Annotated in this window: 11 protein-coding genes; 5 read left to right on the top strand and 6 right to left on the bottom strand. The window is 57.5% G+C overall.

Annotated features, from left to right (window positions below; translation table 11 throughout):
• The first annotated feature begins 14 nt into the window (after positions 1-14).
• Positions 15-2,009 carry a transketolase gene (tkt, locus tag SIK69_RS05850; protein WP_319785644.1) on the top strand — a complete coding sequence of 665 codons (1,995 nt, stop codon included), beginning with the start codon at positions 15-17 and terminating at the stop codon, positions 2,007-2,009.
• An 80-nt stretch (positions 2,010-2,089) separates the two neighbouring features.
• On the opposite strand, the gene SIK69_RS05845 is transcribed toward tkt, so the two are convergent.
• The gene (locus SIK69_RS05845) at positions 2,090-3,136 is read right to left on the bottom strand and encodes a DUF1176 domain-containing protein (protein ID WP_319628054.1); all 1,047 of its coding nucleotides are present in this window, start codon (positions 3,134-3,136) and stop codon (positions 2,090-2,092) included.
• Between the two features lie 75 nt (positions 3,137-3,211).
• The gene (gene nudK / locus SIK69_RS05840; protein ID WP_319785643.1) at positions 3,212-3,787 is read right to left on the bottom strand and encodes a GDP-mannose pyrophosphatase NudK; all 576 of its coding nucleotides are present in this window, start codon (positions 3,785-3,787) and stop codon (positions 3,212-3,214) included.
• A 230-nt stretch (positions 3,788-4,017) separates the two neighbouring features.
• Here nudK and acrD point away from each other — a divergent pair, with 230 nt between their 5' ends.
• The gene (acrD, locus tag SIK69_RS05835) at positions 4,018-7,131 is read left to right on the top strand and encodes a multidrug efflux RND transporter permease AcrD (RefSeq protein ID WP_319785642.1); all 3,114 of its coding nucleotides are present in this window, start codon (positions 4,018-4,020) and stop codon (positions 7,129-7,131) included.
• Between the two features lie 102 nt (positions 7,132-7,233).
• Here acrD and ypfM read toward each other — a convergent pair whose 3' ends face one another.
• Positions 7,234-7,293 (bottom strand): protein YpfM, encoded by a 60-nt coding sequence (gene ypfM, locus SIK69_RS05830; RefSeq protein ID WP_100780840.1) that lies wholly within the window; start codon positions 7,291-7,293, stop codon positions 7,234-7,236.
• A gap of 343 nt (positions 7,294-7,636) precedes the next feature.
• Between ypfM and SIK69_RS05825 the strand changes: the two genes are divergently transcribed.
• Genes SIK69_RS05825 through SIK69_RS05815 form a run of 3 tightly spaced genes read left to right on the top strand, consistent with a single transcriptional unit; the run spans position 7,637 to position 9,340 of the window.
• Positions 7,637-7,990 carry an ArsC family reductase gene (locus SIK69_RS05825; RefSeq protein ID WP_319628051.1) on the top strand — a complete coding sequence of 118 codons (354 nt, stop codon included), beginning with the start codon at positions 7,637-7,639 and terminating at the stop codon, positions 7,988-7,990.
• A 3-nt stretch (positions 7,991-7,993) separates the two neighbouring features.
• On the top strand, positions 7,994-9,121 hold the full coding sequence (gene dapE / locus SIK69_RS05820) for a succinyl-diaminopimelate desuccinylase (protein WP_319628050.1): 1,128 nt from the start codon (positions 7,994-7,996) through the stop codon (positions 9,119-9,121).
• 27 nt (positions 9,122-9,148) lie between these two features.
• Complete coding sequence (locus tag SIK69_RS05815; RefSeq protein ID WP_319628049.1) at positions 9,149-9,340, top strand: YpfN family protein; 192 nt, start codon at positions 9,149-9,151, stop codon at positions 9,338-9,340.
• 196 nt (positions 9,341-9,536) lie between these two features.
• Here the strand turns inward: SIK69_RS05815 and ypfH are convergent, their stop codons facing one another.
• The 3 genes from ypfH to ypfJ form a co-directional block, all read right to left on the bottom strand.
• A complete protein-coding gene (ypfH, locus tag SIK69_RS05810) occupies positions 9,537-10,232 on the bottom strand; it encodes an esterase (protein WP_319628048.1) in 696 nt (231 codons plus the stop codon).
• Positions 10,233-10,310: 78 nt separating this feature from the next.
• Positions 10,311-12,311: a tRNA(Met) cytidine acetyltransferase TmcA gene (locus SIK69_RS05805; protein ID WP_319628047.1), complete on the bottom strand. Its 2,001-nt coding sequence runs from the start codon at positions 12,309-12,311 to the stop codon at positions 10,311-10,313.
• Between the two features lie 3 nt (positions 12,312-12,314).
• Positions 12,315-13,199, bottom strand: coding sequence for a KPN_02809 family neutral zinc metallopeptidase (gene ypfJ, locus SIK69_RS05800; protein WP_319628046.1), 885 nt, complete (start codon positions 13,197-13,199; stop codon positions 12,315-12,317).
• Positions 13,200-13,267: the final 68 nt, after the last annotated feature.

The raw sequence follows: 13,267 nt of genomic DNA, 5'->3' as shown, positions 1-13,267 counted from the left end.
CACGGAGGAACGTTATGTCCCGTAGAGAGCTAGCCAACGCGATTCGCGCCCTGAGCATGGACGCCGTGCAGAAAGCCAATTCCGGCCACCCCGGTGCGCCGATGGGGATGGCAGACATTGCCGAAGTGCTGTGGAATGATTTCCTGAAGCACAACCCGACCGATCCCCACTGGTACGATCGTGACCGCTTTATTCTCTCCAACGGTCACGCCTCAATGCTGCTGTACAGCCTGCTGCATCTGACCGGCTATGACCTCCCGATGGAAGAGCTGAAAAACTTCCGCCAGCTGCATTCCAAAACCCCAGGGCACCCGGAAATCGGCTATACCCCCGGGATTGAAACCACCACCGGGCCGCTCGGTCAGGGGCTGGCCAATGCGGTGGGTCTGGCAATTGCTGAACGCACGCTGGCGGCACAGTTTAACCAGCCGGACCATGAGATTGTCGACCACTACACCTACGTTTTCATGGGCGACGGCTGCCTGATGGAAGGTATTTCACATGAAGTTTGCTCGCTGGCGGGCACGCTGGGGCTGGGCAAACTGATTGGCTTCTATGACAGTAACGGCATCTCGATTGACGGTGAAACCGAGGGCTGGTTCACCGATGACACCGCCAAACGCTTCGAAGCTTATCACTGGCACGTGGTGCATGATGTCGACGGGCATGACCCGGAGGCGGTGAAAAAGGCGATTATTGAAGCGCAGAGCGTGACGGACAAACCGTCGCTGATTATCTGCCGGACGGTCATTGGCTTCGGTTCGCCGAACAAAGCCGGGAAAGAGGAGTCGCACGGCGCGGCGCTGGGTGAGGAAGAAGTCGCCCTGGCGCGGAAACAACTCGGCTGGAAATACCCACCGTTTGAGATCCCGAAAGAGGTTTACACCGGTTGGGACGCCCATCAGAAAGGGGAAAAAGCCCAACAAAGCTGGAATGAGAAACTCGCCGCCTATAAAAAAGCGCATCCGGAGCTGGCTGCTGAATTTCTGCGACGCATGAGCGGTGAGCTGCCGGAAAGCTGGCAAAAAACCACGGTGGATTACATCCAGAAACTGCAGTCGGAACCGGCGAAAATCGCCAGCCGCAAAGCCTCGCAGAATACGCTCAACGCCTATGGGCCAATTCTGCCCGAACTGCTCGGCGGCTCTGCGGATCTCGCCCCGAGTAACCTGACTATCTGGAAAGAATCGGTCTCGCTGAAAGAAGATCTCGCCGGGAACTACATTCACTACGGCGTACGTGAATTCGGGATGACCGCCATTGCCAACGGCATCGCCCATCACGGCGGTTTTGTGCCCTATACCGCCACCTTCCTGATGTTCGTCGAGTACGCCCGCAATGCGGCGCGTATGGCGGCGCTGATGAAGGCCAGGCAAATCATGGTCTACACCCACGACTCCATCGGGTTGGGTGAAGATGGGCCGACGCACCAGGCGGTGGAACAGCTCGCCAGTCTGCGTCTGACACCGAATTTCAGCACCTGGCGGCCTTGCGATCAGGTTGAAACTGCGGTGGCGTGGAAAGCAGCCGTCGAACGCCATACCGGGCCAACCGCGCTGATCCTCTCCCGCCAGAATCTGGCACAAATGGAACGGACCCCGGATCAGGTGAAGAATATCGCGCGTGGCGGCTACATCCTGAAAGACGCGGGCGGCAAGCCGGATATCATCCTGATTGCGACGGGTTCAGAAGTGGAGATAACCGTGCTGGCGGCGGAAAAACTGCGCGCCGACGGACACAGCGTGCGGGTGGTCTCCCTCCCGTCGACTGATGTGTTTGACGCCCAGGATGAAGCGTATCGGGAATCGGTGCTGCCGTCTGACGTCTCTGCCCGGGTGGCGGTCGAAGCCGGAATTGCCGACTACTGGTACAAATACGTCGGCCTGAAAGGCGCGATTGTCGGCATGACCACCTTCGGCGAATCGGCCCCAGCCGACAAGCTGTTCCCGTTCTTCGGGTTTACGGTGGAGAATATTGTTGAAAAAGCGAAGAAAGTGCTGAGTAAGTAAGGAACGCCCGGTGGCGCTAACCGGGCCTACGGTTTTGTAGGCCTTATAAGGGGCGCAGCGCCGCCATCAGGCAATGAATGTTATCTTGTGATCCATAACGTGGGCCAGGCATCTGGCCCCTGCCAATTATCACAGGTCGGTTGACCGGCATAACGCACCAGACGAAAGCGCTGGCCATCATAACGCCAGCGCGTTTGCACCCCGCAGTCGCCCTGACCACGGCCTTTATCCACCGTGGTCAGCTCTCGTGTTTTTTCATCAAACGTCAGATTAACTAATTCTATTTCGCGTTCATCGCTGTCCGCTGGCTGGAACGGCAGCCGAAGCCGTACGGCCTGCGCGACAAAGGGTTTCTGTCGGGTGACCAGCCAGGCGCGGTAAATGGTGTTGTACGCTCCCGATTCACAGCTTTGCATCAGCAGCGCTTTATCATCGGTGAGCGGTGTGACCCACACTTCCCGACGCAGCGGGTCGAGTGAGCACTGGCTGTTGTTCATGCGCATCGTGCCGTAATCCAGCAATGCGTTAAATTCTTCCCGGCTGAACGGCGTCGGGGTGGGATTAACCTTCACCACCGTTTTCAGCGCCGGGGCAGGCGGTACGCTCAGCGGCGGATCGTCGCCTTTGCCAATCCACGCTGTTTCACTGCCGACACGCTTTTGCCGGTCATCCACAAACAGCAGCGCCGCTTTCAGGCCCTGCAATGAGATGCTTTGCGTGCCCCGCACCAGGGTGAGTGCCTGCGCGTCCTGAATATGCTGGAGAAATGCGTTGATGGTGACGCTGTCGGTGCTACTGAGATGCCACGGCGTTATCTGCCAGTGTTCACCCGGCAGTTTTAGTGGCGCACCGTCGAGCAGCAAACGCGGGGCTATCGGCGCGATTTTGGGCAGCACGTTTTCCGGGCCGCCCAGTTCGATGCGTAAGGTGGAATCATTGTGCGCCCCCGCGCTGCGAGTGAGGGTCATCACCAGGCCATGATGGAGGCCGACGTTACGCGCGGTGCAGAAATTCTGATTATTACAGGTGACCTGCCAGTCGCTGAATTCCTGTTGCACAGGCGCAGCCCACGTCAGCGTCGACGGTAACCCGACCAGCAGCAAAAGGAAAAAGAGACGGTGATACACGAGATGACCCCAGAACAGAAAGACGCTTAAAACTGCGCGTATCCTCGCCTGGCGGCCACCTCTTACTCAATCGGATTAGTCCATTAAACCGTTGGTGTGCAAATATTGCAGCAGGATGACCGCTTTACCGTCACGGATCTCGCCGCGTTTGACCATCGCCAGCGCCTGTTCGAACGGCATCTCCAGTACCTCGATATCTTCATCTTCCACGCCTCCGCCCGCCGTGGCACGCAGGCTTTCGTGGTATTCAGCGACAAAGAAATGCACCAGCTCGGTCACGCCGCCCGGGGACATATACAGCTCGAAAACTTTGCGCACCTGGTCAACCTGATAGCCGGTTTCCTCCACCGCTTCTTTGCGAATGCATGCTTCCGGCTCATCGTCGTCGAGCAGCCCGGCACAGGTTTCAATCAGCCTGCCGTCCGCATTGCCGTTAACCCAGGTCGCCACGCGGAACTGGCGTACCAGCACCACGGTTTTCTTCTGCGGGTTATACAGCAGGATAGTCGCCCCGTTACCCCGATCGTAAACTTCGCGCTTGTGGCGAATGACTTCCCCATCCTTGCGCGTCAAATCGTAGGTGATGTTGCGCAGGACGAAGTAATTTTCCGACAGGATTTTGTCTTTGATAATTTCGATATTGAATGACATTACGGCTCCACAGCGTCAGAATTTGCACCTCAGTCTACTCGTCGTGGCAAAGTTTGTCGTTACGTTGGTTTCAATTTGAAGTATGAAGGGTTTGTGTATATTTATGCTTAAAAGTAGCATCATAATTTACACTATCTCCTTATTTTCTCCACGTTTCGCCCAGACCTTGCCGCTACAGTATTGAACGCCTTTCATAACAAAAAAATACGCGCAATGAGGTCCTGATTCCAATGGCGAATTTCTTTATCGATCGCCCCATTTTTGCCTGGGTGCTGGCTATCCTGCTGTGTCTGACGGGGACGCTGGCCATTTTGTCTTTACCCGTTGAGCAATACCCCGATCTCGCTCCGCCTAACGTGCGCATCACCGCCAATTATCCCGGTGCTTCCGCTCAGACCCTGGAAAATACTGTCACCCAGGTCATTGAGCAGAACATGACCGGGCTCGATAACATGATGTACATGTCGTCCCAGAGCAGCTCTGCCGGCCAGGCGACGATCACCATTACCTTTGCCGCGGGCACCGATCCGAACGAAGCGATGCAGCAGGTGCAAAACCAGCTGCAGTCGGCGTTGAAAAAACTGCCGCAGGCCGTGCAGGACCAGGGCGTCACGGTGCGTAAAACCGGGGATACCAATATTCTGACCATTGCCTTCGTTTCAACGGATGGCAGCATGGATAAGCAGGATATCGCCGACTACGTGGCCAGTAACGTGCAGGAACCGCTGAGCCGCGTGAACGGCGTGGGTAACATCAGCGCCTACGGTTCACAGTACTCGATGCGCATCTGGCTCGATCCGGCGAAGCTCAATAGCTACCAGATGACCACCCAGGACGTAACCAACGCGGTCAGTTCGCAGAACGCCCAGGTGGCGGTCGGTCAGTTGGGCGGTACACCGTCGGTCAATAAACAGGCGCTGAACGCCACGGTCAACGCCCAGTCGCTGCTGCAAACCCCGCAGCAGTTCCGCGATATCACCCTGCGGGTGAATAAAGACGGTTCGCTGGTCACCCTGGGTGATGTCGCCACGGTGGAACTTGGGGCCGAAAACTACGATTACCTGAGCCGCTATAACCGTAAACCGGCCTCCGGCTTAGGTATTCAGCTCGCCTCCGGTGCCAACGAAATGCAGACCGCCGAAGCGACGCTGGCGCGGCTCGATGAACTCTCGCACTACTTCCCGCACGGGCTCGAATACAAGATTGCCTACGAGACCACCTCGTTTGTTAAAGCCTCGATTCACGATGTGGTGAAAACCCTGCTGGAAGCGATCGCCCTGGTGTTCCTGGTGATGTATCTGTTCCTGCAAAACTTCCGCGCCACGCTTATTCCGACCATCGCCGTACCGGTGGTGTTAATGGGCACCTTCACCATTTTGTACGCGTTCGGTTATTCGATAAACACCCTGACGATGTTTGCGATGGTGCTGGCTATCGGCCTGCTGGTGGATGATGCCATCGTGGTGGTGGAGAACGTCGAGCGCATCATGACCACCGAAGGGCTGTCGCCCAGAGAAGCGACGCGCAAATCGATGGGGCAAATTCAGGGCGCACTGGTCGGCATCGCGATGGTGCTATCGGCGGTCTTTATCCCGATGGCCTTCTTCGGCGGCACCACCGGGGCGATTTATCGGCAGTTCTCGGTAACGATTGTGTCGGCAATGGTGCTGTCGGTGTTGGTAGCGATGATCCTGACCCCTGCCCTGTGCGCCACCTTGCTCAAACCGCTGCATAAGGGCGAACAGCACGGTCAGAAGGGCTTCTTCGGCTGGTTCAACCGGATGTTCGACAAAAGCGCCCAACGCTATGAAACGCGGGTCGGTAAAATCCTGCACCGCAGCCTGCGCTGGATCCTGATTTACGCCCTGCTGCTCGGTGGGATGGTGTTCCTGTTCCTCAAACTGCCGACCTCCTTCCTGCCGCAGGAAGACCGCGGCATGTTCCTGACCTCCATCCAGCTGCCAAGCGGTGCCACCCAGCAACAGACGCTGAAAGTGGTGGAAAAGGTCGAAGACTACTTCTTTAAAAATGAGCAGGCTAACGTCGCATCGATTTTTGCCACTATCGGCTCTGGCCCTGGCGGTAACGGCCAGAACGTGGCGCGTATGTTTATCCGCCTGAAAGACTGGGACGATCGCGATACCAAAACCGGCACCTCGTTTGCCATTATTGAACGCGCCACCAAAGCGTTTAATGACATTAAAGAAGCCCGCGTATTTGCCAACAGCCCGGCGGCAATCAGCGGCCTGGGCAGCTCGGCGGGCTTCGATATGGAGCTGCAGGATCACGCCGGACTGGGGCATGACGCTCTGATGGCGGCGCGCGACAAACTGCTGGATCTTGCTAACGATAATCCGCAACTGACCCGCGTTCGCCACAACGGCCTCGATGACAGCCCGCAGTTGCAGATTGATATCGACCAGCGCAAGGCGCAGGCACTCGGGGTATCGATTGACGACATCAATGACACCATGAAAACCGCCTGGGGTTCGGATTACGTGAACGACTTTATGGACCGGGGCCGTACCAAGAAAGTGTACGTCCAGTCTGCCGCACCGTATCGCATGTTGCCGGATGACATTAACTACTGGTATGTGCGCAACAGCAACGGCGGGATGGTGCCCTTCTCGGCCTTCGCTACCTCGCGCTGGGAAACCGGTTCGCCGCGACTGGAGCGTTACAACGGCTATTCCGCCCTGGAAATTGTCGGAGAGGCCGCCCCGGGGGTGAGTACCGGCACCGCGATGCAAATCATGGAGAACCTGGTCACCCAGTTGCCGACCGGTTTTGGTCTGGAGTGGACGGCGATGTCGTATCAGGAACGTCTCTCAGGGGCGCAGGCCCCGGCGCTGTATGCGATTTCGCTGCTGGTGGTGTTCTTGTGTCTGGCGGCGCTGTATGAGAGCTGGTCAGTACCGTTCTCGGTGATGCTGGTGGTGCCGCTTGGGGTTATCGGCGCGCTGTTTGCCACCTGGATGCGCGGGCTCGAAAATGACGTCTACTTCCAGGTCGGGCTGCTGACGGTTATCGGCCTCGCGGCGAAGAACGCTATTCTGATCGTCGAGTTTGCCAATGAGATGAATGAGAAAGGCCGTGATTTGCTGGAGGCCACGCTGTATGCCTGTCGTCAGCGTCTGCGTCCTATTCTGATGACCTCGCTGGCGTTTATCTTCGGCGTGCTGCCGATGGCCACCAGCACCGGCGCTGGCTCTGGCAGTCAGCACGCGGTTGGAACCGGTGTGATAGGCGGGATGATTTCCGCCACCGTTCTGGCTATCTTCTTCGTGCCGCTGTTCTTCGTGTTAGTGCGTCGTCGCTTCCCGCTGAAAGAGAAGCCGCAATAATCTGAACAATAAAAAGCAAAAGGCGACCTGAGGTCGCCTTTTATTATTGCTGCGGTGTTGCACAAATGTGTTTAAACAGTACGCGCATTACCCACAAAAAGATTATTTACGAAGCATATCTTCGATAAAATCTTTCCAGTTACCCAGTTCACGTTCGATCATAACAGCCTCTCTTATTATTGTGGGTAGTGTACAAAAAGCGCCCGGAATTGTGAAGATGACATCACGTAATACTGTGAGAACTGTCACCAGACACCGTACCGCGGGGTTTACAGTCACTATGACCGATAGCCAGAACTTTAATGTGACTCACTGCAATATTTTGAAACATTCATGCTTTCACCGGAGTTCACATGATTATGCGCTTTAACTGAAATTCCAGGCAGTTTGCCTGGGTTGATATTTTGCTGGCGGATAAGTAGGGTCTAAGCGCTATTTCGCGTATGATTTCTGGCTTATTAAAATATATGAGCGATTCACCTGCTACAGCGCAAAAGGATTCATCATGATAACGATGTATGGCATTAAAAACTGCGACACGATTAAGAAGGCTCGCCGCTGGCTGGAGGACCACCAGCTGGACTACCGCTTCCACGATTACCGGGTAGATGGCCTTGACCGTGCATTACTCGACACGTTTATCGCCGAACTGGGCTGGGAAGCGCTGCTGAATACGCGCGGAACGACCTGGCGCAAACTGGATGAATCACTGCGGGCCAGCATCACTCACGCCGATGCCGCCGCCGCGCTGATGCTCGAAATGCCAGCGATCATCAAACGCCCATTGCTCTGCGCGCCCGGTCAGCCTATGCTGCTGGGTTTTAGCGATTCCAGTTACCAGACGTTTAACGAGGTGTAGTGTATGTCATGCCCGGTCATTGAGCTGGCTCAGCAGCTTATTCGCCGCCCTTCTCTTAGCCCCGATGATGCGGGTTGCCAGGCGCTGATGATTGAGCGCCTGCGTGCGATTGGTTTTACCGTTGAAGCGATGGACTTCGGCGATACCCAGAACTTCTGGGCGTGGCGCGGCAAAGGGGAAACCCTCGCGTTTGCAGGCCATACCGACGTGGTGCCAGCAGGCGATGCCGACCGCTGGATTAATCCTCCGTTTGAACCGACCATCCGCGACGGGATGCTGTTCGGTCGCGGCGCGGCGGACATGAAAGGCTCGCTGGCGGCCATGGTCGTCGCGGCTGAACGCTTCGTCGCTCAGCACCCTCACCATAAAGGCCGTCTGGCGTTTTTAATTACCTCCGATGAAGAAGCCAGCGCCACACACGGCACCGTCAAAGTGGTCGAAGCGCTGATGGCCCGCCACGAACGCCTCGACTACTGCCTGGTCGGCGAACCGTCCAGCACCGAAGTGGTCGGCGACGTGGTCAAAAATGGCCGTCGCGGCTCGATGACCTGCAACCTGACCATTCATGGCGTGCAGGGTCACGTGGCCTATCCGCACCTGGCGGATAACCCAGTTCACCGCGCGGCACCGATGCTCAACGAGCTGGTGCAAATCGAGTGGGATCAGGGCAACGAATTCTTCCCGCAAACCAGCATGCAGATTGCCAATATCAAGGCAGGCACTGGCAGCAACAACGTTATTCCGGGCGATCTGTTCGTGCAGTTCAACTTCCGTTTCAGCACCGAACTGACCGACGAGATGATCAAACAGAAGGTCGTGGCGCTGCTGGAGAAACATCAGCTGCGCTACAGCGTGGAGTGGTGGGTGTCAGGCCAACCGTTTCTTACCGGACGCGGTAAGCTGGTCGATGCGGTAGTGAACGCCATTGAGCACTATAATGAAATTAAACCGCAGCTGCTGACCACGGGTGGCACCTCCGACGGGCGCTTTATCGCACAGATGGGCGCACAGGTGGTGGAGCTGGGTCCGGTGAATGCCACTATTCATAAAATCAATGAATGTGTTAACGCCGCCGACCTGCAGCTTTTGGCCCGGATGTATCAGCGGATCATGGAACAACTGGTCGCGTAAGCGGCATCACTCGAAGAGGTATCAGGCATGGACTGGCTGGCTAAATATTGGTGGATCCTGGTGCTGGTATTTTTGTTGGGCGTTATCCTTAACGTCATCAAAGATCTCAAGCGCGTTGACCATAAAAAGTTTCTGGCAAACAAGCCGGACCTTCCCCCGCATCGTGATTTCAACGATAAATGGGATGACGACGACGAGTGGCCGAAGAAGAAGCCTTAAGCAAAACACGAAAGCGCCCCATGGGCGCTTTTTTATTGGATCTGGTATGGCTGCCTGCTGGCGCTGCGCTTAGCAGGCCTACAGGGCGCGTAGGCTCAGCAAACGTAGTGCCGCCAGGCGAATCGCGGCTATGTCTCTCGTTATCAGCATTTCCAGAAGCATTGTCTTGACCCTCGTTGATTCCGATAGGCGAAGACTACAGAAACTCAACAATATCCCCGTCCTGCGGTTTGCTGCCGCTGAGCGCTTCGTCGAAATAGTGCTTCGGCACGGTGAAGCGCAGGTGATCGAGTGCGAGCTGCATGCTGCGGTCATCTATCGCGTGACCGAGCTCGTCGACGATATCCAGGGTAACGTCGCCGCCTGCCTGGATGAGCGCTTCCTGAGCCGCTACCGCATAGGCCAAATCAATCACCCGGTCTTCACCACCGTGAATCAGATGCACGGTGGTCGCAGTGCTGGCCTGTGTCGGCAACGTGGCGAAACGCCCATTAAAGGCAATCACCCGTGATGCGAGACCCGGCGCGGCTTTGGTGCTTTCGAGCGACATGATAGCCCCCTGCGAGAAACCAATCAGCGCGGTGGCCTGCGGGCTGACGCCGCTCTCTTTCTGCCAGTGGCGCACGGTATCGATAAAGGTCGGCATGATGGTATCGACGCGCTGCTGACGGTTTTCTTCCGTTACGCCCTGCACCGAAAACCACTGCCGACCCGTCGGGCCGCACGGCTCAACGCCACCGACGCTGACAATCAGCGCGTCTGGAAACAACGGCGCAAATCCGCTACCAATCAGCCCCATCGCCACAGGGTTATCGCCCACACCATGAAACAGCAGCAGCAGTTGCTTCGCCGGAGCCGAGGGACTTTGCACAACAAAATGATCATGTTTCATGGTTATCTCCTTACGTTGTTACCCGAAAGTTTACGCCGCTGAAGGGTAATCACCATGACATTTAACTGAATGACTTGGTTAAAAAAATTGCAGGTTTTTGACCTGTTCCGCCAGCGTCCGGCAACGATCTGCATCGAGAAACTCCAGCGCGGTGGCGACGTCCTGGCGCTGCATCGCCAGCAGGGCTTTACGGCCGCCCTGCACTGCAAGCGGAGTGTTTTGTGGCTGAAGAGCATCTCTCAGCGCAGGCAGCGGTAACTCGACCGACGTTATCAATCGGTTGAGGCTGCCCAGCGCCGCCATCAGCGGACGATGGGCGAAGGCAAATCCGGCCAGTTCGCGCCAGTCATCTTCTGTAAGAATAGCTTCTGACGGCAGGTTCGCAGTCGGAATACCCTCATCTCGCCAGGCGGCGAGCCAGGGAGTATCACGCTCGAAGCGGGCCTGTTCCCGGTCTGCCAGCTGATGGCCTGCGGCGGTGAGCGGATAGACCGCCATCGCGGTATAGCAGCCGCTACTGGCCTCACGATGAGTGCCAAGGCGCACCAGACGAAAGCCACAGCGCTGCCAGAAACGCCACAGCTCATCGGTGAAACCAAAGCTGACCGACAGGTAATCGCTGTCGGGCGTCCGGGCGATAACGCTCTCAATCATCCGCTGGCCGATGCCGTGGCGCTGGCGCTGCGGATGAATGGCAATCCGGCTGATGCGTCGGCTGCGCAACGTTGCCGCCTGCGGGCTGCCGCCATGCGCCGCCAGAGACTGCGCCACCAGATTGCCGCGCGGTCGACGAAAGCCTGCCCAGACCGCTTCGCTCAGCGCCGGACTGAGCCCGCCCTCCTCCACCAGCCACAGGGCCCCGGTAAGCGCTTCATCTTCATGGGCGCGGATAAAATGCTGGCCCGGGGCGTCCATCATCCGCCGTAAATCAAGCGGCGAAGTGCGATAATGCGCGGCGCTCAGCAGACGATACATCGCCATGGGCAGGTCGGGTGCCTGTTCCCAGGCACCTTGTTCCACAGGCTGAATGTTAAGCGGGCCGGGAGCCGACAGCGCAGGCAAGTGGTCGTCAAATAGCAGTGCGCGGCTGATAAAGGCTTCAAGTGGACAGCCGCTGGCCCAGCGCACAGGTTGATTAAGGCTGAAGGCGGTCAGATGTGGAAAGCGAGCGCAGAACTTGAGCAGAAACCCGCGCCCGGTGCCTTCATAACCCTGCACGGTAGTGGTCAACAGCGTGCGGGGAAAACGGCTAACCAGCCGCTCGAGCAACGGACCGGGAATGGCGGCGGCTTCATCGACGATTAGCCAGTCGGCCTGTGCCGTGGAAGCCAGTAGCGCATCGGGGGCCATAAAGTGAAAATGCTCCCCGGCGAAGTGGGCCAGCACGTCGGTGGCAGCTTTCGCCGGAGCAGTGACGACTGCCGGGGTAGAGAGCGTACGCAGGTGCATTCCCGCCAGTGCAGATTTGCCGCGTCCGCGTTCGGCGGTCACTACCGCCACGCCCGGCGGCAGGGTGTTCAGGGCGGCGAGGATCGCCGCCTGTTCGGCCTGCGGCTCCCCGTTTGCTGCGTACCAGCGCGGACGAGCGATAACGTCCGGTAATACCAAAGGCTGATGCTGATGCCAGACCAGGGCCTCGGGATCGGCCTGTAAGGTACGGCAAAAATGGTGGACGAAATGCGGGGTGGGAATGGCGGCGGCGCTCTCGCTCCAGCGAACCGAATCGGTATCAGGCAACAACAGCCAGCGATGAAAATCCGGCACCAGCAGCACCAACCAGCTTCCGGCGGTGAGCGTTCCGGCGAGGGCAGCGAAGGCCGCGACGTCAAAACCACTTCGGGCATCAAAAAAGGCATGTTCAAACTCACGCCCGAGCAGAGTTTTGAGCGCCGACGGGGCACAGTAAGGTCCCGGCTGCGGGGCCGGGCTGACAAACAGCCCGTCGCCACCCAGCCACTGACGCAGGCATAATGCCTGCTGTGCGCTCCAGTCGGCCTCGCCGCTCAACACCAGCAGGCGGCGAATGCCCTGCACTTTCATGGTCGCGCTGAACGCGAGAAAACCTTCCCTGTCGATCATGATTTAGTTGAGCGCGGTTTTACCGAAGGTGTTGCACTGCGCCGGGTCACCGCCGTCAAAGCCACGTTTGAACCAGCTGTAGCGCTGCTCAGAAGTGCCGTGGGTGAAGCTGTCCGGCACCACGCGCCCCTGACTCTGCTGTTGCAGGCGATCGTCGCCAATCGCTTCGGCTGCGTTTAGTGCTTCCTGTACGTCCCCGGCTTCCAGCACGCCCTGCTGCTGCATACTGTGGCCCCAGACGCCCGCAAAGCAATCCGCCTGTAACTCCATTTTGACCGACAGATGATTGACCTCAGCCTGGGAGGCATTCTGTTGCATCTGCCGCACTTTCGGCTCGATACCGAGCAGTTTCTGCACGTGATGACCGACTTCATGCGCAATCACGTAGCCCTGGGCGAAATCACCGTCGGCACCGAGTTTGTTTTTCATGTCATCATAGAAGGAGAGATCGATATACACGGTGGCATCTGCCGGGCAGTAGAACGGTCCCATTACCGACTGGCCGGTGCCGCACCCGGTCCGGGTCGCGCCCCGATACATCACCAGTTTGGGCTGCTGATACTGACGGCCCATTTTCTGGAAAATCTGGCCCCAGGTATCTTCGGTGGTGGCGAGAATAACCGAGGTGAATTTAGCGGCTTCGTCATCATTCGGGCTGATGGAGCGCTGCGTCGATTGCTGTTGCTGCATTGGCTGGCCGGTAAGCATGCCGGTGAGGTCGACGCCGTAATAGCCCGCGACCACCACCACAATCAGCAGAATGATCCCGCCTTTGCCGCTGGGGAGACGAAAACCGCCGCGCCCGCCGCCCATCATAGGTGGCATTCCGCCGGAATCGTTTCGTCTGTCTTCTACATTGTCGCTTTCACGACGACCTTGCCAACGCATAACAACCTCTGTATTTCGTGTTTCTGATACAGTGATCGTAGGCGGTTAAGCGGAGAATTACCATAGTT

This window comes from Scandinavium lactucae (genome assembly GCF_033843265.1).
Classification (GTDB): Bacteria; Pseudomonadota; Gammaproteobacteria; order Enterobacterales; family Enterobacteriaceae; genus Scandinavium; species Scandinavium lactucae.
This window is presented reverse-complemented; position numbering and strand designations above follow the sequence as displayed.